The organism is Paenibacillus sp. FSL P4-0113, assembly GCF_038009305.1.
Taxonomy (GTDB): Bacteria; Bacillota; Bacilli; order Paenibacillales; family Paenibacillaceae; genus Paenibacillus; species Paenibacillus polymyxa_D.
The window spans coordinates 5,486,279-5,510,638 of sequence record NZ_JBBPAZ010000001.1 but is presented as its reverse complement, the minus strand read 5'-3'; the positions used below and the strand labels follow the sequence as shown (position 1 = coordinate 5,510,638).

20 protein-coding genes, 1 tRNA gene and 1 pseudogene are annotated in these 24,360 nt (G+C 42.9%); 6 read left to right on the top strand and 16 right to left on the bottom strand.

All coding sequences use genetic code 11. The annotated features are described in order from the left end of the window. From MKX46_RS24230 to MKX46_RS24200, 7 genes are all read right to left on the bottom strand, one after another. Entirely contained in the window at positions 1-441 is a 441-nt protein-coding gene (locus MKX46_RS24230) for a DUF86 domain-containing protein (protein WP_029516681.1), read from the bottom strand. Positions 442-464: 23 nt separating this feature from the next. After that, entirely contained in the window at positions 465-752 is a 288-nt protein-coding gene (locus MKX46_RS24225; protein WP_013309679.1) for a Dabb family protein, read from the bottom strand. Positions 753-832: 80 nt separating this feature from the next. Continuing rightward, the gene (locus MKX46_RS24220) at positions 833-1,258 is read right to left on the bottom strand and encodes a phage holin family protein (protein WP_029516680.1); all 426 of its coding nucleotides are present in this window, start codon (positions 1,256-1,258) and stop codon (positions 833-835) included. Between the two features lie 206 nt (positions 1,259-1,464). After that, complete coding sequence (locus tag MKX46_RS24215; protein WP_341071878.1) at positions 1,465-2,601, bottom strand: polysaccharide deacetylase; 1,137 nt, start codon at positions 2,599-2,601, stop codon at positions 1,465-1,467. A gap of 477 nt (positions 2,602-3,078) precedes the next feature. Beyond that, complete coding sequence (locus MKX46_RS24210) at positions 3,079-3,408, bottom strand: hypothetical protein (RefSeq protein WP_318626743.1); 330 nt, start codon at positions 3,406-3,408, stop codon at positions 3,079-3,081. Between the two features lie 28 nt (positions 3,409-3,436). Next, a complete protein-coding gene (locus tag MKX46_RS24205) occupies positions 3,437-8,872 on the bottom strand; it encodes a polymorphic toxin-type HINT domain-containing protein (protein ID WP_341071877.1) in 5,436 nt (1,811 codons plus the stop codon). A gap of 71 nt (positions 8,873-8,943) precedes the next feature. Beyond that, the gene (locus MKX46_RS24200; RefSeq protein ID WP_341071876.1) at positions 8,944-12,183 is read right to left on the bottom strand and encodes a hypothetical protein; all 3,240 of its coding nucleotides are present in this window, start codon (positions 12,181-12,183) and stop codon (positions 8,944-8,946) included. A 295-nt stretch (positions 12,184-12,478) separates the two neighbouring features. On the opposite strand from MKX46_RS24200, the gene MKX46_RS24195 reads away from it, so the two are divergent. Next, entirely contained in the window at positions 12,479-13,063 is a 585-nt protein-coding gene (locus MKX46_RS24195) for a helix-turn-helix domain-containing protein (protein WP_007429779.1), read from the top strand. 205 nt (positions 13,064-13,268) lie between these two features. On the opposite strand, the pseudogene MKX46_RS24190 reads toward MKX46_RS24195, so the two are convergent. The 3 genes and pseudogenes from MKX46_RS24190 to MKX46_RS24180 form a co-directional block, all read right to left on the bottom strand. Then, positions 13,269-13,650: pseudogene (locus MKX46_RS24190) on the bottom strand (ribulokinase); the annotation flags it as partial. A 267-nt stretch (positions 13,651-13,917) separates the two neighbouring features. Then, positions 13,918-15,024: a GntR family transcriptional regulator gene (locus tag MKX46_RS24185; RefSeq protein ID WP_341071927.1), complete on the bottom strand. Its 1,107-nt coding sequence runs from the start codon at positions 15,022-15,024 to the stop codon at positions 13,918-13,920. Positions 15,025-15,221: 197 nt separating this feature from the next. After that, positions 15,222-16,373 carry a sn-glycerol-1-phosphate dehydrogenase gene (locus tag MKX46_RS24180; RefSeq protein WP_341071875.1) on the bottom strand — a complete coding sequence of 384 codons (1,152 nt, stop codon included), beginning with the start codon at positions 16,371-16,373 and terminating at the stop codon, positions 15,222-15,224. A gap of 168 nt (positions 16,374-16,541) precedes the next feature. On the opposite strand from MKX46_RS24180, the gene MKX46_RS24175 reads away from it, so the two are divergent. Further along, the gene (locus MKX46_RS24175; protein ID WP_029516673.1) at positions 16,542-16,745 is read left to right on the top strand and encodes a hypothetical protein; all 204 of its coding nucleotides are present in this window, start codon (positions 16,542-16,544) and stop codon (positions 16,743-16,745) included. Positions 16,746-16,857: 112 nt separating this feature from the next. Here the strand turns inward: MKX46_RS24175 and fabV are convergent, their stop codons facing one another. Both fabV and MKX46_RS24165 read right to left on the bottom strand, forming a co-directional pair. After that, positions 16,858-18,039 carry an enoyl-ACP reductase FabV gene (gene fabV, locus MKX46_RS24170; RefSeq protein WP_341071873.1) on the bottom strand — a complete coding sequence of 394 codons (1,182 nt, stop codon included), beginning with the start codon at positions 18,037-18,039 and terminating at the stop codon, positions 16,858-16,860. A gap of 169 nt (positions 18,040-18,208) precedes the next feature. Further along, complete coding sequence (locus MKX46_RS24165; protein WP_029516671.1) at positions 18,209-18,565, bottom strand: winged helix-turn-helix transcriptional regulator; 357 nt, start codon at positions 18,563-18,565, stop codon at positions 18,209-18,211. 197 nt (positions 18,566-18,762) lie between these two features. Here MKX46_RS24165 and MKX46_RS24160 point away from each other — a divergent pair, with 197 nt between their 5' ends. Next, positions 18,763-19,293: an NAD(P)H-dependent oxidoreductase gene (locus MKX46_RS24160; RefSeq protein WP_341071872.1), complete on the top strand. Its 531-nt coding sequence runs from the start codon at positions 18,763-18,765 to the stop codon at positions 19,291-19,293. Positions 19,294-19,385: 92 nt separating this feature from the next. On the opposite strand, the gene MKX46_RS24155 is transcribed toward MKX46_RS24160, so the two are convergent. Then, positions 19,386-19,470, bottom strand: a tRNA-Leu gene (locus tag MKX46_RS24155). Between the two features lie 394 nt (positions 19,471-19,864). Here MKX46_RS24155 and MKX46_RS24150 point away from each other — a divergent pair. Next, positions 19,865-20,299 (top strand): N-acetyltransferase, encoded by a 435-nt coding sequence (locus MKX46_RS24150; protein WP_039269959.1) that lies wholly within the window; start codon positions 19,865-19,867, stop codon positions 20,297-20,299. Positions 20,300-20,407: 108 nt separating this feature from the next. On the opposite strand, the gene MKX46_RS24145 is transcribed toward MKX46_RS24150, so the two are convergent. Both MKX46_RS24145 and MKX46_RS24140 read right to left on the bottom strand, forming a co-directional pair. Then, the gene (locus MKX46_RS24145) at positions 20,408-20,917 is read right to left on the bottom strand and encodes a GNAT family N-acetyltransferase (protein ID WP_039269957.1); all 510 of its coding nucleotides are present in this window, start codon (positions 20,915-20,917) and stop codon (positions 20,408-20,410) included. Between the two features lie 70 nt (positions 20,918-20,987). After that, positions 20,988-21,503 (bottom strand): hypothetical protein, encoded by a 516-nt coding sequence (locus tag MKX46_RS24140; RefSeq protein ID WP_069012170.1) that lies wholly within the window; start codon positions 21,501-21,503, stop codon positions 20,988-20,990. 286 nt (positions 21,504-21,789) lie between these two features. On the opposite strand from MKX46_RS24140, the gene MKX46_RS24135 reads away from it, so the two are divergent. Then, positions 21,790-22,284 carry a hypothetical protein gene (locus tag MKX46_RS24135; protein ID WP_039269955.1) on the top strand — a complete coding sequence of 165 codons (495 nt, stop codon included), beginning with the start codon at positions 21,790-21,792 and terminating at the stop codon, positions 22,282-22,284. Between the two features lie 326 nt (positions 22,285-22,610). Next, the gene (locus tag MKX46_RS24130; protein ID WP_069012171.1) at positions 22,611-23,105 is read left to right on the top strand and encodes a hypothetical protein; all 495 of its coding nucleotides are present in this window, start codon (positions 22,611-22,613) and stop codon (positions 23,103-23,105) included. 108 nt (positions 23,106-23,213) lie between these two features. Here MKX46_RS24130 and nspC read toward each other — a convergent pair whose 3' ends face one another. Continuing rightward, entirely contained in the window at positions 23,214-24,353 is a 1,140-nt protein-coding gene (gene nspC / locus MKX46_RS24125; RefSeq protein WP_029516665.1) for a carboxynorspermidine decarboxylase, read from the bottom strand. Between the last annotated feature and the right edge of the window lie 7 nt (positions 24,354-24,360).

Sequence of the window (24,360 nt, the reverse complement as noted above, 5' to 3'; positions counted from 1 at the left end):
TTACACTCCCTCGGGCTGGTGACCCAATTCCTTATTTAAATAATCATGCACGTTAGATGCAAAAAGCTCCAGCAACCCAGGCAGCTTTGTTGTAAGCGGGTGAAGGCTTGTCCGGTCCCAATGGAAATACTCCTGCACTAAGGGTTTACGTAAGCCTACCAGCTCTACTAGCGAATGAAATACGGTATCATCCAGTACACCTTCCTCATGAATGATACCGATAATATCCTCATAGCTACTGGCGTCACGCATAATAAATCCGTCGATGATATAGCTTCCTACGTCCGTTACCGTCTCAATGGCCAGATGAAGACAGCGCTCCTGCACTAGCCCCTGCAACAGATCGCCGTTCCAGGAAGCAGAAGTCTGGCGAAGTCCGGCGACAATGTCGGGAACAGCCCCTAGTCGAAGCTCAATTTGTTCCCGGTTGACATAATACAAGGTCCTGCACCTCCAGTACCGCTTTAGATTTCATAATCAACTGCGATAGATACATCCTTCACTTCATTCATGTGTACAATAATTTCCTGGTGCACAGGGTGTACCTGATACGTTTGCAAATCCTCCAGTGTTTCGACAACAGCGGTAAGGGAAATATCATAAGAACGTTCCGAACGAATCACATCCGTACCTACTTCGAGTGACAGCAGCTCTTTGATTTTGCCGTTCATGCTGCGCAAAATGGATGCTGTGTGCTCAATGCTTTCGGGGGAGCGGTCTTTCAATTTGAACAAAACAATATGTTTAATCATGCGTATAGGCTCCTTATCTTAAAATGTTCTCTTGAAAATTTTATCATAACGCCCCACATACGGAAAGAAACTTTGTAATTCTAGCGATCTTTTCCACCATTTTTTCCATCAGACTCCTTGTCCTTTAATAGGGCAAAAAAATTCTTGAGCTTCGGTGGGAGCGGTAAACCCATTCGTGAACAGTTTTCCGTAATAGAGATCAATTCATTGGATAAATAAAAGTACGTTGCCGCCCCTTTCATGATTTCGGTACCCATCAGGAGGTCCACATGATGCGCCAAAGAAATTACCATTAGCATTAAAGCCTTTCTCGCCAACCCCCAAAAGCCGGCTTTACTGCTTAAACCTTGCCCAGTCTTAATTGCTGCGGCGACTCCAGTCACATAATCGACAGCCATTGCAACCGTGAATAGCACCATTAGCTGATTCCAGCCGCCAAAGGCAAACGTAATAAAGGCTCCTGCGGTAGCACAAATCATACTAAACATACTCGGATTAATATTCATACCTTCCTCCTCTCGGGACGGTTACTGTAATATATGCAGCGACATGATAACCCGTAAAGTCATATGACCTGTGCATAGACATGAATTCATAGATTCATATAAACCATGCTGCAAACTTCACATTTTCGAGCAAATACAACAAAAAGACACCTTCCAAACCACTATACAAATGGTTGAAAAGGTGCCTTTTCTTTCATGCTATTCAATTAACGATGATCATTCCAAAAATTAAGCGGAGTCAGGTTATCATTCAACGGCTCGAACGAATATCCTTCTTTCTGCAAGGCCGCCATGATTTGTGGAAGCACCTTGATCGTAGATGGCTTATCATGCATAAGAACGACTGGTGTTCTGCCTTGCTTTTTCAGTCTCTTAATATCACTGAGGACTGTCTGTACAAAATGCTGCGGATTTTTAGTATAACGCCAATCATTCGAATCGATGTTCCAGTCCCAAATATGATAACCTGCACCCGTCAGTTGATCACGATATGCTTTCTTCAAATACGGTTTGCTGCCATAAGGTGTACGAATCAAAGAAGTGCGTTTCCCTGTGGCCTTAAATAAAATGTCGTTATCCTGATTCATCTCTGCCAATGCTGCTGCCGGAGATGCATAGATTTTCTTCACCTGATGCGTCATCCCATGCAAGCCCAAACCATGCCCTGCGTCTACCATTCTCTTCATCACTGTGCTATGTTGGCGAATTTCAGGTCCCAGCATGAAGAAAGTAGCCTTCGCATTATATTTATCTAAAATATCCAGCAGCTGCGACGTATGCGCCGTAGGACCATCATCGAAGCTCAAATAAATCGTACGGCTGGATGATGAGGCAGTTCCCTTGTTGCCTGTATTGCTGGCTTTGCCCGGTTCGACAGCTGCATACTGTTTAATTTCTGCCGCGAATGTATTCAAGAACTGAGCATCAGACAAACTAGCATTTGCGTTCTGAATTCGATACAGATTACTTGTTGGAAGTGTAATAGTGAAGCCGAACGCATCTGTCAAAGTGCGAATTGGCACCATTGTACGTCCTTCATGCTCGAACACATCCCCCTTGTTTAAATCCAGCGTAAAGCTGCGATTATGTCCAGTCAGTACCAATGTATTTCCGTTGGCCGAAGTAGAAATCCCCATCTTTTGCCCTAACGTAACGATAGGAACATACAACTTATCATTTTCCATTACAGGTTTAATCGTATTCGAATCTAGTAACACATCATTGACCCCCAGCAAAGGAGCCTTCGCTTGTGCACTCGCCGTATTCGTATGTATACCCAGCAAACCCAAACAACAGATTGCCATCAAGCATACAGCCATCCATTTTACTTTTAAAAGCTTCATTCATTACACCATCCTGTGCTGTATTTTATAATGTGCGGGAGCTATCTCTAGCTTGTCTATGAAGTTATACAGACATGACGATATAGACATGGCAATATAGACATTCACTCAACATATAGAACATAAACGCATATAAACCGACTGAACCGGACGTCTTTTCGTTCCCCCTATATATACTAATAGATTACCAGACTATAGTAGGTAAATATAGTAAAACAATTTGAAAACAATCTCGCAATCCATCTTACCAAATAAGTTACAAAGTTGTGAATAAATTTTGATAGAACTAGAGACTACCTGAAGAAATATGAAGGTAAGGTACTTGGGGATAGAACTCTGGTATCTGACTAAATATTCTAGGTATCTAATAAACTATGGAATGTCATAGAGGAGTATCATTTAACCCGTTTACAAGGTACTAGGTATTGATAGATATAAAGAAAGACCCTGAGGATTGCCGCCCTCAAGGTCTCAAACTTATTGAATAACTACATAAAACAAGAAAGCTTTTTTGCTATCAGTTGAAGAGAGCAGGTAGTATACGAATGAATCTTTTTTATCTTCCCTCACATAGAATGTCGATTTATACTCTATAAATCGTACTAATGAGGCGAATATGGTTTTTGCCGCATTTAAGTTAAACTCTTTTAGTTTAATCACAATATTATACTGACCATCATCATATTTAACAGAAAAATCTGCGATATTATCCTGTCTTTCAAAGAAGTCCGTTGTCTCTGACCAAATCCCTATCTCATATTCAGTATTTAGATTCTTTGATAATTCTAATAATACATCCTTATTCATCTCTTCTTATCAACTCCAACTATAATTATTAAGGTTTAGGAATATAAACGCCCCCCGAAGCAGGAGAATGGACAGAAATAATTCCTCCACTTTCGTTGGTTACAACCTTATTGCCCCGAGCATCTGTATATTCCCATGTTTTCCGCCCTAGGTCATCAACCTTACTTTTCCTATTCTTTTTATTGTTGTTTATTATGTTGTCAATCGTTTGAGATGAAAACCCTCTCTCATTTGCACGTTCTGCACCATGTTCACTAAATGAATGACCTCCAGGTGTCTTGTCACCTGTTTTAATAATACAATCACCCGTATTAGTATTGTGTACCCAAATTCCTAAATCGGTTACATAATACGTATGGTAGTCAGCAACGGCAAAATTATAAACTGTAACAAGTTCATCTTGTTCGACAAACTCTACCTTGTCAATCGTTAGATTGCTTCCGTCAGCTTTTTGGAGTTTATCGCCCACTCGAAGTTCATCTGCAAGTACCCAACCTTTTCCTTCAACATAGAATGGATGATTATTGGTCGTCTCAATGACTTGCTCTCCAACATTCAATTTAATAATATCATCACGTTGGTTGCGGAATAAAGCTGTTACTTCCTTGTAAGCCAACTCCCCATCAGGATTATTCTCATCTTTGGCGAGAACCTTATCTCCGACCTCAATGTCTTCGATATTCTTCTCCCCTTCGTCTGTTTGAACCTTCGTACCCGCTGTAAAACAATTACATTTCCCTGATTTTATTTTACCGCTATACTTCCCTCTACCAACAGACTTTCCGCCAAAATCACCGATCATCCCCATCGCAGCTATGCCAAGGACTTCGGCATCTGTCCACTTTTGGTATGCACTTAACAACTGATCTTTAGCCCAATCAGACTTGCCAGAACTATTCTTATAATCACTGGTTCCCGTTAATAGATCGTATAAGTAATTGTACTGGTTTGCTCCTCCAAAAATGGACACAAAATCATATCTTTTTCGTATGAAATCCTTGTATACCTGATAATCCCGATTTTTGCTGGAACTCGATTTAAGCCTAGCTTCATTTAGTAATATTCTAAGCTCTTGATAATCAATGGTCTCAAAATAATGTCCGCTTGGGTCCACATAGATTAGTGGATTATTGGCTACATACGTATACCAGTTCAAGCTTTGAGGATTGCTGATCTCTCCCTGATACGTATCCTCGCCCATAAAACGGGCTGTGCCTGGATCGTACCAGCGAGCCCGCAGGTACTGTAGCCCGGTCGTATCGTCCCAATACTCACCAGCATAACGCAACACGTTCGGAACGGTCTCTTTGACCTTCTCCGGTCCACCCCAAATATCGTAGCTGTAGCTATTCAGTTCCTTGCCCGAACTATCACTTAGACCTACCACATCACCGTGACCGTTGAGCTGATAATATTGCAACTGCCCGCTTGCCTTGTCCTGTCTGGCCCACAGTTGACCGGACAAGTCATACACGTAAGCGTAAGTGATCTTGGCTGTTTCACCTTGGACCTCGGCTTCTGCAATCAGCTTCGCTTCTTCGTCATAGTAATACCGAGTCGTTTTGCCGCCCTCTGTACGCTCGTACAGTAGACCGTCTCCGTTATAGCTGTACCCTACCTCTTTGCCTTCACCGGTCACCTTTGTCAGACGGCTGGCAGAATCATACGTATATTCAGCATTTTTCATGCCGAACACTTTGCCACTGCCTTCAGCGCTTCGATTTCCATTCGGATCGTAGCCATAGGTCTTATTCTTCTCACCTGCGGTTGCGCTGGCAATTCGGTTTGACGGGTCATATCCAAACTGGTCTGTTGTTCCGTTTTGTGTACGTCCGATGATGTTTTTATTCCCATCCCGTTCATACCCAAATTGATGTAGCGACGTACCACCGTGCTCCACCGTAACCCCGGATAAATCCAGTCCGTTGTAGCTGAATCGCGTACTCAGCCCTCTGCTCGAAGACTGGCTTTTCAGCAAACCATTAGGAGCATAATCGAACGTCATTCGATCCAATGATCCGCCCGCAGCAGCACTCGCTTCTCCCAAACTCTGTACATTTGCCGCACCGGCCCCAGCGCTAATGTCCATTTGAGTAACTCGGCCCACACTGTCCAGCTTGGATTGAACGTGCATAGACGTGCCAGCAGCATCTGTTAGCACATAGCCTGTACGAGACTGCTTGTTGTATTCATAGCTGATGTGCGTACCATCAGGGTACTTCAGCCCAGTCAAGGCTCCATCTGATGGATCATAGGCATAGGAGGTCGTTCCCTGACCATCAGTCATGCTTTTTCTTCGTCCTGCGCTGTCATAGGTGTAATTGGTTTTAAAATCGGGACCCGCCGCTTCGGTAACTAATCCGTCAGCGTTATATTGAAAGGTAATGGCCTCCGATTTTCCTGTCAACATACGGGTGATGTTTCCATCTGTATCGTAAATATTTAACGTAGTTCCTCCGCTTGATTTCTCAAGTAACGTACGTCTACCCAGCTCATCGTATGAATACACATTCTTTTGCCCATCAGGAAACTGAACGGTCTTCAAATTTCCGGCTAGATCATACACATAGCTGACCTGCTGTCCGGATGGATCAGTGACCGAGGTCATTTGTCCCAAAGCATCGTAATCATAGAGCGTGCGTTGACCATTACCGTCTGTACGGCTAGTGACCATACCCGCATAATTATAAGCTAACGATTCCAGCGGCTGAAATGATCCATTTTTAGCTTCTTGTGTGGAAGTCACACGACCTAAAGCATCTGATACTTCACGCACACGATAACCGGACGCATCCGTCTGAGTAACAGTACGATCCACTGCGTTATAAGTCACGGTATCTGTGGTTCCATCCGCATAGGTCGTCTTCACAGGTCGTCCAAAGGCATCATAGGCATAGCGAGTGGTTGCTTGTTCAGCATCCGTGCTTTCTACCATATCTCCATGATCATCATAACCATATCCGTAAATCGCATCACCCACCTGCTGCTGGAGCATCTGTCCGAATGGATTATACATTCTTTCAGCACTTACTCCATCTGGTCCGGTGACGGTGACATCGTTCGTATCATCCTTATACACCACAACCGTCTGAGTTCCATCCGGATAAGTAACCTTCGTTACACGTCCCAAAGCGTCATATACGTAGGACTCTGTTTTGCGCTTGGCATCTGTTTGGGACTTGATTTCCCCAGTCGGATAATAATCATACGTATACTCAACACCTTTAGGCAAAAGCTGTCTTGTTGGGAGCTGAGAACCATAGGGAGATTTATAATCAATCGAAACATCCGTATAGTTTCTGTCATCAATAAGAACTTTCTGACCACTTACATTCCCTTTTGCATTGTAAAAAGTATAGGTATCTGATAAAAGCTTCCCTTGCTCTGTACCTTCATAGTTTTTCAGTTCATACAATGTACCCTCTGCTTTATAAGTTCGAACTGTCGTTCCAGTTTTTCCTTCACTTATTTTAGTAACCGTCTGGGTAGGTTGAATCCAGAAAAAAGGCTCACTAGAGGTTTTATACGTATGAACAGTCTCCAATCCAGTACTTTGGGATACTTTTAGTGGAAGACCATATTCATTGTAGTCATAGGAGGTGGTTACAGGTTCTGACGAAGAACCTCCCTCCGTATACGACTCTTGCATTTGCACAGGCAAATTCCAGTCCATGGCATCATTATATATGTAGTTTATATGATAGCCGGTAGAATCACCCTCTTGATCATAGCGGTTAAGAACAAGCTTGTCTGGTGTATTATCACCTCTAAAGACTTTACCAAAATGGAAGGTTTCTGTTGTACGCGTCCCTTTAGCAACCACCGTCCACTCAGCATTTTTGCCATAACTTGCTAGATCTTCTCCGGAATACGCGAAATCAAGTTTATTTAAAAAACGATCGCCGGCAGTTGTACTGTACATATCAGCGCGTGAAGCCACCTTAAACACGCCTTGTGTACCGTATACGCCTATCTGCTTGTTATAGGCTTCATACCGAATGTCTGTAATCGATGAAGTAGGTCGTACAATTCGTGTAAGGAGCGCGGTTTCATTGGATTGTAGAGCTCCAGTCTTTCCTTCACCATTTACGACTACATTAAAAGGAGCATCCATAAATGTGTACGCATAGCTTGTGCTTCGGGAAAGAGAATCCAATACTTCTGACAGCACCTTGCTGCTTCCCTCGCCACTTTGGCGATAGGTGTACTGATGGTCCGTGCCCTGCTCTTTAACAACAATTTGCCCGGCATTGTAAGTGAAGTCAAGCTCTTTGCCATCACTGTTTCGAATCGATCGAATAAGCTTTACTCCACCAGAACTTGTATAATCAAACTCCACCCGATTCTTATACGCATCCTGGATTAAAATCAAATAACCGTCCTGATCGATATAATAGTCATTTCCATTCAGCACTGCTATTTTGTATGCACTGCTTACTCCCTGCACACTTGCGCTTTGATCTGTACTGATCTTCAGATCTTTGTACGCATATCCTTCTAGCTGCAAATCATCTCTCAGTTCATAGGAGCCTGTTCCCGGAATATACAAATACCGTTTACCATCCTGTTTCTGCATATGAGGAAGATCCCATTTCCAGCCTCTCCCCAGACCAGAAGCTGCTTCTTCCTCGCGGATGGCACTTGTGTTTGTATACAACCCTTCATTTTGCTGCACACCAATCTGATTATTTGCCAATGAACTGTTATACACACGAGTCAATGCAAAGGGCAATGACCCCGGCAGTACCAAATCCGTATTTTGAACAACGAGCTGTCCTGAAGCGGTGGACACACTGTTGTCACCATAGTCCATTCCATAACGAGACGTATCATCACTCAACCTGCTTTGTGCAAGCGCCGCCTGATCAAAAGGAGCATACACATCTGTTGTAGCTGATACCTGCAACAAACTTTGTTTAAATAAATCCTGCCCGATCAGTCCGCTTTCTCCTGGAGTCGGAGCATATACGGAATCATTTACTCGGGGTATAGATGGGATAACCATCTCAGTCGTGTCTGGAGCCGGCTCTTTACCCTCTTCCTTATCAAGTGGATGTTGAGTTGCCTTTTCATCCTGGGTGGTCTGAGCGCGCTTTTCGCCCTCCTTCAGTGCAGCCGACTCATCGGATGGTTCCACCTTTGTATTTGTGCTCAATGTCAGTCCATTCTGCTGTACCCACAAGCTTGGACTTTGTTCTGGTAATGAATTTTCTCCACCATCTTTTTGCCATGCTTTATAAATATCATATAAGGTATAGCCTTTGGATAACTGTGCATTGACCCACGCCTGATCCTTACCTGTTTGCTGTGCAAGCCAAGCTCTGGTAATAATCTGCGGAGTAGAAGACGAAGAAGATTGAGAAGTTGCTGCCTCTCCACGACCTGCTTCTCCATATGCCCATGTGCTCCATGAACCCAGTAACATCAGCACACATAGTAGACTACAAATATAACGTTTAAACACTCGCTCACCCCTATTAATAATGCCTATACATCTAATGATCTGTTATATTTTTTCGAAGCCAAGACATCCTTTTAATCTGTAAAAGGAAATACCTTTTTTGTCCGTTTAATGATGTTTCCGTTTAAATCATAATCCAATTGAATTTGATCACCGGTGAATAAGATAACTTTATTCAGTCGGTTTCCTTTGCCGTATTCGTATGAAGTATCTTTGCCAAGCGCCATATGGGCTGCCTTAATTACAGTTTGTAATGCACCGCTATTAATTTCTGACAGCTTCACATAAACCGTTTGACCTGCCTTCATCTCATACTCTAAGACCGTGTAATCCCAACCATATATTTGTGCTTGCTCAGTTGAGGAGACAAGCTGACTACTAAAATCAGGGTCCGTAAACAAGGCTAGAATTGGCTGCTGCGCAGCAAAGTTGGATTTCTCCTTCACCGCAAAACGGTAAATCCCGTCTTCTTTGGGTGTAAACCGATATTTCCCTTGTTGGCCTACCGTAAAGTCAGCTTCCTTATCTATAAGCTCAATTAGCTCGTCCAGCTTGCTGTCATCGTTATTTTTTACAGCAAACACACGATAAGGCGCTCCAAAGTTAACAGCAGGAGTAGTTGCAGCTACGGAAAGATGAATATTTGCGTTAGCTGGCACTTGCTGTTGAGTATCTGTCGCCTCTTTATGTTCTCTAATCACTTTTCCAGCACGATCTGCAACAGTGAACTGATATGTTCCACCCGTTGCTTTCGCATTCGTCAAAACAGGTGCTTCCTGGCTCCCGCGATTGATCCATACTTCCTGCTTGCCGCCAGACAAAGACGTTTTTAATAATGCTGGTTCTGTGCTTGGATCTGCTTTAATGTCATTGTTGAAATGAATGGTTACAGCTTGCGGCGAAGTGACGGTTACAACAAGCGTACCTCCTGCTCCAAGTGAGATTTCAGGTAGAGAAGCATCCATACCTGCCCTATCCACCTTGGAATTCACACCGCTACCTTCTCCATACATGGCATAGTCATAGAGACGGCTTTCGTTTGAAGCATCTGTGGTTAATGAGGAAGCCTGTGAGCCAACATTATGGAATACATAGCTTTCTCCCTGCTTGATGGTAACCTGATTGCCTGTTGGCACCTCGGCATCCTCAACGTCGAATATTCCTAACACAGCTCCATAAGTCACGGGTACATCCGAGACCGTCGTTACAATGGCATAACCTCCAGCCTGTACCAACGGCAATTGAGTCGTATCACTGGCCTGACTGTATACCGTCCCGTCTGCCTTGTAATTCATGTAATTCCACTTCATACCGCTGACTGAAATGACGTCTAGGGCCTTGTCCAAAGTGCTTACATTTATAAATTTCCGGCTTTCACCGCGTTTTAGTGTAATTCGATGGAAGGCAGCCTGCCCGCTAAGCAAAGCCTCCACCTTATTGCTATAGGTAAAGGTAATTGGCCGATCGGATACATTGGTGACAATGGCTTTACCGCCAGCGACAATCTCTGGGTCCACTGTATTGTTGAAATGATCTGATGTCAGTAATCGAAGTACTTTATAACTTGCAGCATCAAAGTGTGCATTGCCACTGCTTTTGTCATGCCGCAATGAATTCGATTGACTATCATGATTACGAAACTCATACGAATCTCCCGGCTCCAGCGTCGTTTGCCCGATACCATTATCATCTTCGCTGGCCTTAAAGCTCCGATAGATACCCCCAAACGTGATTGGCGTGTCACTGGTTACCGTCACACTAGCCTTTTTACCTGCACCAACCAAAAAGGTTGAGTTCCCGGTATTGCGCCTAGATTGCTCTGTATCATCTGCTTTATACAGGACCACATCAAATTTTCCTTTAACAGTTTTGGCTGTGCTGTGCAGATTCCTCAAATGATCACTAATATTGGTAAAAGCATAACTTTCACCTTTCGAAAGTGTTACCCGCAAGAAAGCAGGATGGCTACTCGTTTCCCAGGAAAAATCATCTGTATAATCAAAGATAATAGGATTCGGACCAATCACAGTCACAATGGCATATCCCGAAGGCGGGATCATGGGACCAGACTGGCTGTTAAAACCAGAGGAATTTACCGTTCCATCCGGCTTGTAAATAGCATAGTCGAACAAGCTTCCTACCTTTTTGGAGTTATTGTAGATCGGATTCATCAGCGTACCATTGTTGTGGAAAATGTAGCTCTTGCCTACCTCAAGCTCCACACGGCTGATTGCATCTCCACCCACTGGACGGGCAATAAAATTGCGATACGGAGCCCCGTATGTCACCGGGTTTGCAGTGACCTGGGTAATTACCGCGTATCTGTCCACAGCAATCTGCGGCTTCGCCGTAGTGCCACTGCCGCGCGAAGCCTCTGTTCCGTTTGCCAGATAAACAACATAATCAAGTTTATCTTTAGATGTACCGTCACTTTCCACCGTATCCAATCGGGTTCCCACATTGATAAATTGGTAGCTTTCCCCCTGATTTAGGGTAACCCGCGCATAAGCCGGCTCGCCGGTGCTTTCTATACTGTATTTACCGTATGGAAATCCGAAGGTAACCGCATTGGCAGTGGAACCTGTAATAATCAGTTCCTCGCCATCACCCAAAGAGGGATGAGCAATGCTATTAAGATCAGATGCGGATAAAGTTCCGTCTGCCTTGTATTTTGCGTAATCAAAACGGCGATTGTCTGCATTTGACCCATCATGCTGAATCGAACGGGCAGTCCATCCTTCATTCACAATCCGATAGCTTTCATTTTTAGAGACCGTAACTCGCTCTAGTGCCGGGTCCTCCGATGTACTGTAGGTGAAGACGTCCGTTACTTTTACGGTTAATGCTGCTGTTCCTGTATTCGTAATAAACGCTGTGCCTCCCCCAGGAACACCAATGGGGCTTATGCCATAGTCCATATGGACAGTGCTGATGTCTCCGTCCTCTTTGTAACTTACACTATCGTACAAAATGCCTTTTGATTGAGAAGCGTTGCTATATATGGACTTACTGATCGTATCTGTATTCTCGAATTCATAGGTTTCCCCAGGTTCGATAACAATTGACGTATACTCCACCGCTGCCAAACTCATCATGAGTGCGTTATAAACGCTGTTTGTTGCAGAGGTAGGCGGATTGAAAGAAACTGTTTCATCAGAAAGCTCCTGCTCCTCCTGTACCAAACCTGCCTGATCCAGTTGCATTCCGTCCTTTAAATCTTGTTTTTCCGCTCCTGCCACACTAGGCAAGCACAGCAAAGTGTTTGTTGCTAAAAGTGCCGTCAGAAACCATACCATTACCTTTTTACAAATCATCTAGCTGTATAACCTCCTTTTTTCTCGTCAAAAAAATCCATGTCGGGCTGCAAGGACCCACTTTTATCTCTGTACATCCTTACAATTGTAAGAGAAGAACATGTTACCTCCATTTCCATTAAAAATGTCACATTTTAATATGTCGGCACCTTAAACTTCCATTTTTATAGGCCAAATGGACCTTATTTTCCATAAACCGGTTAAGCCCATGGGATTAAAAGAAAATCAGGAGAGGAGCCACTTGCAAACCCCCCTTCGGGTATAGTAGTATGTGTTTAAAAAAATCGGAGGGTATATGCCTAAACAACAAGATAAACATTCCATTCAGGCGTGGTCTCTGATCAATCGCAAATATTTGGGAAAAGGCGTGCGTGTCAAACGTTTTCGTAAACCAACACGCTGTCAGGTGCGCAATCGCGTTTTGCTTGCCGTTTTGATGGCTAATGACATTAAACTGTCCCAACTTGCCGAGGAGCTTTCCATTTCCTCCCGTAGTGTCAGTGCGTGGGTATATGAAGGTCGCATTCCCGGCAACACTAATCTGGAAAAGACGTGTAATACACTTGGTTATCCGCACCATATCCTATTTAATGAAGAGGTTGTCCGGCGTTCACCACTCATCTGTCAACCAGCGCCGTCCCGTTTTATGAAACGGACTGTGACTCGCTCTCCGGTTAAAAATCGGATTTTGGCGGGTCTATGCATGGTACATGATATTTCGGTGACCGATGTGAGTCATTGGATTGGCGTTCACCCCGGTACATTTCGGAAATGGTTGCATCAGGGTACCGTTCCTTCGCAAACCTTCCAGGATCAGGCGGAACAGTTTTTCCGTATTCCAAAATCCATTTTGTTTGCTGATGCCATGCTGAAAAAGTAAAAATGTCCGTAAAAGAGAAATGGTTGTAATTTTCATGAAAGTCTTTGAAAGGAACGCATTACCATCTTTCATTCACTGAGACTTTCACATCATGTAATTTCACAGAATATAAAATGCAAAAAAGCACAGTCTGCCGATTCCTCGGTGTACTGTGCTTTTTAGATAACAGAGCTTTAAATATTTCTTGCTTATATTTGTCAGTATCTTAAGAATGAATGCTTGCCGCTTCAGTTGAACGTCCCGCTTCTTCCTTAATGGACTTTAGCTTTTTCATCACAGGGTTGCTCCACGTCCAAAGTAGTCATGAAGACGGCAGTATTCCTCGTACAGCTTATCATACACGGCCGCGTTCTCAGGGATCGGTTTGAAGCTCTCGTCCCGTACACGTGCCATATGACGCGCTGCTTCGATGATATCATTGTACCCTCCAGTTTAAGCTCCCGCAGCACTGCTGCGAACATGGCCGCACCCAGCGCAGGAGTTTGGGTGGAAGCTGCAACCTTAAATAAATTCCCGTCCGGTTACGTCAGCAACGTATACCCGACAATAAGCCCTGTCAGGTTAGTGTCGACCAACAGAGAACGGTTACAGACCGATTGCATTGACCCTTTATTCTTGGTTCTGCTTTCATTATATACTTGTACGTACAACTTAGCTAACCTTTTTATGTTTTTTCGATAGATTTATGTACTTATTTTCAGAAAAGATATAACAATAACAGTCTATTTCTGCAATCCAGAAAACAGACTGTTCGGTATGGCGAGAACCATGCCCATCAAATATGAAGCGTTACAGCTGTATACTTACTAACCTGTCCTTACATGTTAAGTAATAAAAGTGACTGATCTCCCAGCCTAGTGTTCTCCAGGCATGACCTGGACAGGCCCTGTAGATTCACGAACGATGAGCTCAGGCGGGAGAATTAACTGACGATCTTCTTCATGGCACCCCTTCTCTTCAATCATCGACAGCATGGTATCGGCAGCACGTAACCCCAATTCTTCCTTTGGATGCCGAATTGTCGTTAGCTTGATTTCTGTTGCTGTCGCCAAAAACGAATCATCAAACCCAACCAGCGATAGATCATTGGGTATATTCAGACCCGCCGAACGTACAATATCCAGGAGTCGAACAGCCAACTCATCATTATAGGTCACCCATCCAGTAGGACGCTCTCCCGCCTCCATCGCCAGCAGCCTCGACGCACGTTGTAGCGGAATCTCATTTTTTTCTTCTGTCCGGTAAGTCGTTACTGCGTTCGGGTGTAATGTCACTCCGTATTTGCGGTGAGCGGCCACAAATCCCTTCATACGAAGAATCCCCTGCATATCATCGGTTTTGAAAAATCCAGCCAAGCGTCGATGTCCCAGCTTAATCAGATGCTCGGCCGCCAAAAAACCACCCTTTTCATCATCTACTCGCAGACATGGCGCATCCATTTCCTCATAACGCGCATTGATCATCAAATAAGGGATTTGGCGATTTTCCACGGTTAAATAATAGTTCAGATTGGGGTTACGCTCTCCACTTTTGGTCGGTTCAATAATAATTCCGCTCAGCGGTTGACTTAACAGCATTTCCAGGCACTGACTTTCTTGCTCAGGGTCATTACCTGTACTTGACAGCAGCATCTTGTAGCCCTGGCGACTCAATTTGGATTCAATTCCCTGTACAATGGAAGGGAAAATATAATCCGAAATATAGGTTGTAATGACTCCAATAATCTTTGGATCTTCGGGCTGTTTACTGTCACGTGTCGCGACAAAGGTTCCCTTGCCCTGCATTCGAAACAGCCATCCTTCCTGCACCAGTTCACCCAGCGCCTGACGCACCGTTTGCCGACTAACAGCAAATTGTTCAGACATTTCATGCTCAGATGGAAGCTGGCTTTGCGGTTCCAGTTTGGATGAATGAATCCAGGACAAAATTTCCTGTTTAACTTGTATATATTTGGGCGCCATAATTTCCTCCGTACTTGCAATATCGTGTACCTGTTCATATTCCACGATTATAGCATACCGTTCATTTGTACATACAAATGTTACAGGAACAGGATATCGTCGTATTGCTGTCGGAAATGTAAACCCATTCACTTATCCCTTCCTTGCCACACATAACTGGCCGAATATCTAAGGACAATTTGTATAGATGTTGCACATTACGAACGAAGCAATTGATGTTCGTTCATATACTTGAGCCCAGTATAGCGATCACGCAAGGTATGAGCCGTGCGCAATGCACGAGCAAGCTGTTCCTCCGTAACCCCAAGCTCGGTAATGGTAGATGGACCTCCGACCTGAGCCAGCCATGCACGCATCTGCTCCGACGTAGGCAAAGCCTGATACACCTTAAAAGCCTCTACATCCTGACTGGCTGCTAAATCCCTGTACAGGTCAGACAGCAATGCGGATGCTACGCCTACTTTGGCACCATGCAAAACTTGCTTGCGTCCCTCTGCAATAAAATCCATTTCAATTCGATGGGAAATATGATGCTCTCCCCCTGACGCTGGACGGGAATGATCTATCATCAGCATCGAAATACCGGATGCAATCAGCGCATTCATCAATACCTCGACACCAGCCTTGCTGCCTGCCGCAATCTCATCGACATGCTCTACACAGGCACGCAAAGCCTCCTCGGTAATGCGATTAGCCACAGGCGAATACGGCTCATTTCCCAAATCTCTGGAAACTTGCCAGTCCGCTAGTGAGGTGAACTTACCAAGCATATCGCCAAAACCTGCAGCAGTCATCGTCTGTGGCGCATTTGCCAGCACGGACAAATCAGCAAAGATCGCCTCTGGCGGAACTGCTTGGAATGTCTGCTTGCTGCCGTCCACAATCAGTGGTGCGCCTGCGGAGGTAAAACCATCCACCGAAGCAGCCGTCGGTACTGACAAGAAGGGACGATTCATTTTATAACATACGAAGCGAACCAGATCATGAATCGTGCCAGAACCTACAGCAAGTACAGCCTGACTCTTATCCGCCACACCCAGCAGCACCTTCATAATGTAGGTTTCATCAGCAATGACATCCCCTACAGCATTCGGAGATAAACGGACTACATCAACTATCAAACCTGCCTCACGGATCAGCTCAGCCACTCTTTTTCCTGCTGCCACTGAAGTATGCTCATCTTCTACCAGAGTTACATGACGATAATCCTGTTGGTTCAAATAAGGAACAACAGCCTCCAATGCTCCATCTCGTACCTCGATAAACAATTCAACCTTTCGGTGAGGATGATCAGCGTTACTAGCCTGCGCCTCTTCATTCCACAGCTTGATCTGTTCATTCATATTCATTTCATCAGCCTCCTGAAAAAGGAATAATTTGTACAAGAATGATACATAATGATTAATAGATTCCGTTTGAAAACGATTACTATTTAATTGTACGCACAAGTGTGTGCCCAAGTCCAGAGAAAAAGTACAAGTTACTTTTTAATTTATACATTTGAAAGGAACATGTTTATGAAATTTGGAACGGATATTGCCTGCGCACTTGGGTTACTGGCAGGTACAACGTTTGGCAGTGGTATTACATTTTTGTTCGGCTGGCAAGCTTACCGGGCCCTGACTTCTGTTGCAATCTTTGGCATTGCGGGGATTATCATTACCATTGCCGTTTTTCGCTTGCTGCACCGTAAGTCGCTTTCCACGTCTAATTCTCGATAAATGCTGTTAGTGAAACGAGTGCAACTTGTATTTTGCTAGAATATAAAAAAACGGGCCTCTTAAGCCAATTGCATCGCTTGAGAGTACCCGTTTTTATTTTACACATATTCACTTATGAAGTCGTGTCTACCTCTGGGTTAACATCTAATTCATAATCAATTTCATCAAACCCGAATCCAAATAATTGGAGGAAATCCAGACGGTATTGTTCGAGATCGCCCAATTCAGATACATTTTCTGTAGTAATTTCGGACCAAGCTGCTTTGACAGCCTGCTGTACATCGTCTCTCATTTCCCAGTTATCCAGACGGATGCGTCCTTCTTCATCCGTTTCCACCGTGGACCCACTGTATAGCGTCTCGAACAGACGTTGTGCCTGCTCAATACATCCCTCGTGCAGTCCCTTTTCCTTCATGACCTTAAACAGCAAAGAAATATACAATGGTACGACTGGAATAGCCGAACTGGATTGTGTAACCAAAGCTTTATTCACAGAAACGTAGGCTTTTCCATGATAACGTTCCAGTTGCTTTGTTAGAGTATGTGCTGTAGCTTCCAAATCATTTTTAGCTTGGCCAATGGTTCCTTTACGATAGATAGCCTCCGTAATTTCGGGACCAATATACGAGTAAGCCAGTGTGGTTACCCCTTCAGCCAGCAGATCAGCTTCTTCCAACGCTTTTAGCCACAAGGACCAATCTTCGCCACCCATTACCGTGATGGTGTTCTCAATTTCCTCCTGCGTAGCCGGTTCCAGCGTAATTTCTGATACGACACCTGTATTCGTATTCACTGTTTTATTAGAAAAAGACTGTCCGATAGGCTTGAGAACGGAATTAAAAGTTTCACCCGTATCGGGATGTGTCCGTCGCGGTGAAGCGACACTATACACAATCAGGTCTACCTTGCCCAGCTTTTCCTTTACCAGCTTCAATGTCTCCTGCTTAATTTCATGAGAAAAAGCATCTCCATTAATGCTTTCTGCTATGTAGCCAGCTGCTCTGGCCGCTCTTTCAAAGGCTACTGTATTATACCAGCCTGCTGAAGCCGTGCGCCCCTCTGATGCGGGACGTTCATAGGATACCCCTATGGTATCCGCTCCCAGCCCAAAGCTCGCAGCAATACGAGAAGCCAGCCCATATCCAGTAGATGCTCCGATCACAAGTACCTTTTTAGCTCCTTGTATTGATGTACTGTCTTTGATGTAGTTGATCTGACGATTAACATGAGCCGCACATCCTGCAGGATGTGCAGTCGTACATATGAAACCACGAATTTTCGGTTTAATAATCATTGTAAATGGTCCCCCTACTTTGGCATTCATTTAATATGGATGGAATGGTTGTCCAGTCATTACTATATAGCAAATCAGCTTGTGGCTCAACATATAACATAGCACTTGAAGGCAGCCGAAGAAAACCGCCGCAAACATCGTAGTCTATAACGCTTTTTTACTCCACTATTCATTTTGAATCATATTCTAACAACATCACATCTTCTCCTTGCTGTTGTCTTATTTTGATATTAGCTCTTCCCCAAGAACACATTAAATCAATTATTTCATTTGCTGTTATACCATATTCCGTTATATAATACTCCACTTTTGGAGGCATCTGATTATACACATGTCTGCCAATGATGCCATCCTTCTCAAGTTCACGGAGCTGCTGTATAAGAACCTTTTGAGAAACGCCTGGAATACTGCGCTGTAATTCACTTGTCCTCTTTCTACCAGACATTAGTAAGCATATGATTAAGGATTTCCACTTACCTCCGATGATCTCAAGTGTTGCTTCTATGCCTAAATTATATTGTTTCATACGACCACCTCTTCAACGCTAAAATAACTAAGTTGATCTGATTAATTCTATAATCCCATATATTTACTCTAAGTACCATGCACACTTTCTAGTAACTATATTACTTTATTGTGTGTATTTACTTTTTTTATAGCGTACAGAATAATAAGACGTACCAACAAAAAACAAATGATGCTATGTAAGAAAGGTGATTTATGATGAAAACTCTCGTGATTTTAGCACATCCGAATATTGAAGATTCCAGAGTAAATCACAGATGGAAACGAGAATTACTTCAATATACCAATGAAATTACAATTCATGAGATTTATAAAGAGTATCCAAACTGGAGCATTGATGTTTTGAGAGAGCAAAAGTTACTTGAAACACATAGTAATATCATATTTCAATTCCCTTTATATTGGTATAGTTACCCACCTTTATTAAAAAAGTGGTTCGATGATGTTTTTACTCACGGATGGGCTTATGGTTCACAAGGTGATAAGTTAAAAGGAAAGAAGCTAGGGATAGCCATGTCCATTGGCGATAAAAAAGAAAATTACTTACCTACTGGTTCCGTTTCTTTCACTGTTGATGAAGTTATAGCACCTTTTAAAGCAAGCGCAGTACATGTTGGCGCCATAACATTACCCTATTTCGCTGTCTTTGGAGCCTCGTTTCAAGCAAGTGACGAAGACATTAATCAGAGTGCAAAGGATTATATCAAATATATATTTCAGTATAAATAAAATAGTTATAATAGTACACGCATCTTACCCATATAAAAACAGGCTCTTGGTGGCATCCAGCCAATCCAAGAACCTGTAAATGTTAGGCATGATGCGGTCGAGAGGACTCGAACCTCCACGGGGGGTTAGCCCACACGGACCTGAACCGTGCGCGTCTGCCAATTCCGCCACGACCGCATATTATGTATTCACACCGATGTTTTTCAATCACGGTAATTTAGATTATATCTTCCATAGAACATAAAATCAAGCTATTTTTATCTTATATTTTCTATGAATCATTCCCGTAAATATAAGAAAATCACTGGATATCACAAACCAGATATGGTAAAATGGGTTCATCAGGAAAGGAGGTGCGTCAACATCAATAATCACATGTTGAACGTATCCCTTACCCGGTCCGTTATTCTCTAATTTACAGAGTTAACGGAGGCGCGGGATACGGATCAAAGCTTTAATTAAGCGCCACGGGTAGAAAGACCGTCCTCGGACGGTCTTTTTTATTTCAACAACATCTTTCTCATACTTGACTATCGGAATAGGATTACATACTGTGAAAAGAGGCGTTACGATGTCGATTAGACCCGCGAATGTAGAAGAGTTCAAGGAACTGGCAGCCATCTGGCTGGATGCTTCCGTAGAAGCCCACCATTTTATTGCTCCGCAGTATTGGGCATCACAAGCTACTGAGATGGAGAACAGGTACCTTCCCCTCGCTCAAAACTACGTTATCATACAAGATGATCATAGCATCGGCGGCTTCGTTTCCATGTTGGATGGATACTTGGCGGCTCTATTTATACGTGTTGATTCTCAAAGAAAGGGCTACGGCAAGTTACTATTAGATTGGGTTAAGGAGCAACATGATGAGATTCAATTAAAGGTGTACCAGTCAAACACGAAAGCATTTAACTTTTACACTAAAAATGGATTTACCATTCAAGAGGAATCTGTAGATACCGAAACTGACGAGAAAGAATTCGTGATGAAATGGACACAACATTAACAATAATGAAGCACCAACAGCTTTATAGCACAAAGGCTCTGCTCCCGTAGAAATACGGCTTAAGCAGAGCCTTTTGCTTTTATTTAATACAACTGACTATGTAGTCTCTTATTTAAGCCCATAAACCTCGGTATATAAAATCTTTTTAAACGGAGCAAAATCCTGTTCAGCCAGCGCACCTGGATAGCTCATAATTTGAAGCCGCAGATCAGCCTGTCCTTCTCTTAATGGGGGTTGTACGTAGTCAAAATGGTTTAGATGAAACCCCAAACGTTCGTAAAAACCAATCCTTCTCCGTGTCCATTCATCCCCTGGTGGCTCAACCTCCAGTACTACCGGTTTATCAGACTGTGAGATAAAACTACTCATGAGTTTTTTGCCTAATCCGCCACCTCGTATACGGGAATCTACCGCAATGTGCTCTACAAACCGAAAATGCGCGAATTCCCAGCCTGCCAAAAAAGCCACTGCCTTGCCCTGCTCATTCTTTTCAGTGATAATACGATAGCTTGGATGCTTCAGTAAAGCCTTTTGAGCCTCAAACGTCCTGCATTCTGATGCTGGAAAAGAAGACTCCATAATCGCATATATTTCAGAAAAATCGTGTTCATTTATCATATATTCCTAGCTCCTTTACCTCTAAATCCCCCAAATGACAGGCTGTCTTTATTAAGAGGAAGAGGGATGTTTAGACCTTGTTTAATTCCATAAGTGTCAGCAACATATGTTCCAATAACTCTGGAATATCCTCCATCTGATCTTCATTAATTTGTCTGGAAAATCGGAGTTCAATCCTATTTTGGTATGTAGGTGTCTTCTCTCCGTAAATCTGACTAAGCGTTTGTACCGATCGAAGATCGGGCTTCCAAATTTCGGTCAGTATATTTTCAATCCGCCTGCATTGTGACTCAATATCACGAATTTCCATGTAAAAACTCAGCAACAAGACACATCCCGGAATTTGATCTTTGATTTCCAAAATTTCCGCAGCCAAGTTGTTTAAATCCATCTTTAGTTGAAGTTCTGCCATCACATCCGGCTGTTCCCTCAGTCTGAACTGTACGCCAAATTCACGCGACATCACAGACATTTCCAATCTATCGATCCGCTGAGTAATGTCAATACGTGAATCCAAATTATCCAGATCGTAAACCGCATTTTCCATAGCCACTTTTAAATTATCAAAAACCGTCGGGTCGAACATTTTTCCACCTCCAATTATTGAGTATAACATAGCTTCTGTTACCTCTAAAATAGAATGCCCCTTTTCATGAAAGCATATTAAGATGGAACTTTATAGTATACAGCAAGTTGGTCAATTTATATGTCGAAGTTCGGTGAATAAATTTGTAAAAACACATAATTGTGACAAAAAAATATATATTTTCGTTTATTATTCCAATTTATTGTAATACACTATATAATACTGGATGGGATTAGTAATATATCATATATATCCCACAAAACAAAAGAAGGGAAGAGATTATTAAATGAAAAAGGCAGTTTTTTCCACACTAGGTCTTGCACTTCTATTAAGCACATCCTCCGCTGTTGCATCTGCTCAAGAAGCTCAAGAAGGAGCACCCGCTTTACAAAAGGAATCTATCCAGCTCTTTGGAAATGGGACTGACAGAGAGCCTAATAACTGGTTCGATGAAGCTAGTGAAATACTGGCAGGAGACGACATCTATGGGGAAATAGGCAAACACATTGATGGAGGTTATGACAATACCGATTATTATAAGTTTAAAGCCTTTCAGTCTGGTTGGTATCAATTTAATATTCAAGGGGACATATACCCTAATACATGGCTGAGACTTGGTTTGGCTGACAGTAACGGACACTTCATTAGATATGCAAATGATCGTGAATACTCTTTAGGTAAAAATCTTGAAGCTGGCAAATGGTACTACCTGGTCGTAGAAACACCCGGTGCTGAGTTAGGACAATTATTCGACTATAAAATTACTTCTACGATCAAGTAGATCAAAGGATAAATTGAAGTTAACAAAAAAACACGATCCTTTTTCAGGACCACATTTTTACCACTTTTAACAACTCCTGTCTTACCACAAACGCAGCTATCCTCGTAGGAGAACTACGGATGAACGCTAACACCTTCTCCGTGCTTATGGCTGGTATAAGCTTCTGCATCATGGAAAATCACCATCTTATAACAAGAATTCTATTATACTCACGTATTGTTATTTCTTTTTTGTATATGATTATTTAGTGAATGATATAGAATAACAACCTAAAATTAATATGTATACTTAATGAATATAAACCAAAAAAGTGAGGGCTCTTATTCATGAAAAAAACATTATTAGCTTCATTAGGTCTTACACTTATGTTGAGTACTACTGCCAGTGTCGCTTTAGCTGCAGAAGCAGATTCTGTACCAGTTGCAAAGGAAACCAACCAACTCTTCGGTAATGGAACTGACAGGGAGCCTAACAATTGGTATGATAAGGCCAGCGAAGTTTGGCTAGGTAGTGATATATACGGAACCATAGGGGAACTCATTGAAGGAAGAGACTATGATACTTACGATATGTATAAATTTAAAGCTTTTCAGACCAAGTGGGTTGATTTTAAAATTGAAGGGGATAAGTATCCTAATGCATGGTTAAATTTGACTCTAACAGATAGCGATGGTCATATGATTAAAACAACAGAAGAAGGACAGAATACTTTAGGTAAAAAACTTGAGGCTGGCAAAGAGTACTACTTAGAAGTGGGAGTGCCAGGCTACGAAATCGGTCAATTGTTCTGGTACAAGATTTCCGCCAAAATTGAGGAATAAAGATACTAATTCAGTTTCCTATACAAAAAAGCCTCGCCCCTATCTCAAGGGGCGAGGCTTTTGTAGTTCATTCATTCTTCGGTACAGTCATTTAATCACATCTATTTCTTACGACAAACGAGAGCTAAAGTCCTCGTAGGAAAACTGACGGATTACCTTAATGCCTTCTTCGTCGTTGTAGCTGGCGATGGCTGGCAGGTTGACTCCGTTGAACATGTGGTTTTTGACCATGGTGTAATGGGCCATATCGCAGAATACAAGCTTGTCTCCTGGCTTCAATGGCTCTTTAAAGGAATAGTCTCCAATTACATCTCCGGCCAAGCACGTAAGCCCACCAAGTCTATAAGTATGTGCATACTCACCAGGTTTGCCTGCATCAATGATATTCGGGCGGTAAGGCATAGCCAGCACATCAGGCATATGACATTCGGCCGAAGTATCCAGAATGGCAATATCCATTCCGTTCTTCATCGTATCCAATACAGTAGCCACCAGATATCCAGTATTCAAAGCAATAGCTTCGCCTGGCTCCAGATAAACCTGCACACCATATTTATCCTGAAAATATTGAATACAGCGTACCAGCGTGTCCAGATCATAGTCTTCTCTGGTAATATGGTGACCGCCTCCGAAATTGAGCCATTTCATGTTTTTAATGTATGGCCCGAATTTCTCATCCACGACTTTAATGGTGCGCTCCAGCGTATCTGAATTCTGTTCACACATCGTATGAAAATGAATACCGTCCACGCCATCCAGATCCTCAGGTCTAAAGTTAGCCAGGGTCACACCCATTCTGGAGTTGTTGTAGCAAGGATCATACAGCGGCGTTTCGATTTCCGAATATTCCGGATTAACCCGAATGCCAATGTCAATTTTTTTGGAAGTTACGCCTTGCACTCTGCTTTTGTAGCGTTTCAGTTGATCAAAGGAGTTGAAAACAATATGGTCAACATACTCCAATAGCTCATCAAATTCACTGTCAACATAAGCAGGTGCGTATACGTGAACTTCCTTGTCCATTTTTTCGCGACCAAGTCTAGCCTCGAACAACGAACTGGAGGTTACCCCTTTTAGGTATTTGCCAACCAGAGGAAAGGTCGAAAACATCGAAAATCCCTTAAGAGCGAGCAAAATACTGCAGCCTGTCCGTTCTTGAACGGAATTTAAAACCTCAAGGTTTTTGACAAGAAGTCTTTCGTCAACAAGATAACAAGGTGATGGAAGTCCTGTAATATCAATATTCATCGCAGAC

Excerpts from the sequence above, each read along its gene's own strand:
- MKX46_RS24225 (WP_013309679.1), bottom strand. The coding sequence starts at position 752 with ATGATTAAACATATTGTTTTGTTCAAATTGAAAGACCGCTCCCCCGAA.
- MKX46_RS24220 (WP_029516680.1), bottom strand. The coding sequence starts at position 1,258 with ATGAATATTAATCCGAGTATGTTTAGTATGATTTGTGCTACCGCAGGA.
- MKX46_RS24215 (WP_341071878.1), bottom strand. The coding sequence starts at position 2,601 with ATGAAGCTTTTAAAAGTAAAATGGATGGCTGTATGCTTGATGGCAATC.
- MKX46_RS24210 (WP_318626743.1), bottom strand. The coding sequence starts at position 3,408 with ATGAATAAGGATGTATTATTAGAATTATCAAAGAATCTAAATACTGAA.
- MKX46_RS24200 (WP_341071876.1), bottom strand. The coding sequence starts at position 12,183 with ATGATTTGTAAAAAGGTAATGGTATGGTTTCTGACGGCACTTTTAGCA.
- MKX46_RS24195 (WP_007429779.1), top strand. The coding sequence starts at position 12,479 with ATGCCTAAACAACAAGATAAACATTCCATTCAGGCGTGGTCTCTGATC.
- MKX46_RS24185 (WP_341071927.1), bottom strand. The coding sequence starts at position 15,024 with ATGGCGCCCAAATATATACAAGTTAAACAGGAAATTTTGTCCTGGATT.
- MKX46_RS24180 (WP_341071875.1), bottom strand. The coding sequence starts at position 16,373 with ATGAATATGAATGAACAGATCAAGCTGTGGAATGAAGAGGCGCAGGCT.
- MKX46_RS24175 (WP_029516673.1), top strand. The coding sequence starts at position 16,542 with ATGAAATTTGGAACGGATATTGCCTGCGCACTTGGGTTACTGGCAGGT.
- fabV (WP_341071873.1), bottom strand. The coding sequence starts at position 18,039 with ATGATTATTAAACCGAAAATTCGTGGTTTCATATGTACGACTGCACAT.
- MKX46_RS24165 (WP_029516671.1), bottom strand. The coding sequence starts at position 18,565 with ATGAAACAATATAATTTAGGCATAGAAGCAACACTTGAGATCATCGGA.
- MKX46_RS24160 (WP_341071872.1), top strand. The coding sequence starts at position 18,763 with ATGAAAACTCTCGTGATTTTAGCACATCCGAATATTGAAGATTCCAGA.
- MKX46_RS24150 (WP_039269959.1), top strand. The coding sequence starts at position 19,865 with ATGTCGATTAGACCCGCGAATGTAGAAGAGTTCAAGGAACTGGCAGCC.
- MKX46_RS24145 (WP_039269957.1), bottom strand. The coding sequence starts at position 20,917 with ATGATAAATGAACACGATTTTTCTGAAATATATGCGATTATGGAGTCT.
- MKX46_RS24140 (WP_069012170.1), bottom strand. The coding sequence starts at position 21,503 with ATGTTCGACCCGACGGTTTTTGATAATTTAAAAGTGGCTATGGAAAAT.
- MKX46_RS24135 (WP_039269955.1), top strand. The coding sequence starts at position 21,790 with ATGAAAAAGGCAGTTTTTTCCACACTAGGTCTTGCACTTCTATTAAGC.
- MKX46_RS24130 (WP_069012171.1), top strand. The coding sequence starts at position 22,611 with ATGAAAAAAACATTATTAGCTTCATTAGGTCTTACACTTATGTTGAGT.
- nspC (WP_029516665.1), bottom strand. The coding sequence starts at position 24,353 with ATGAATATTGATATTACAGGACTTCCATCACCTTGTTATCTTGTTGAC.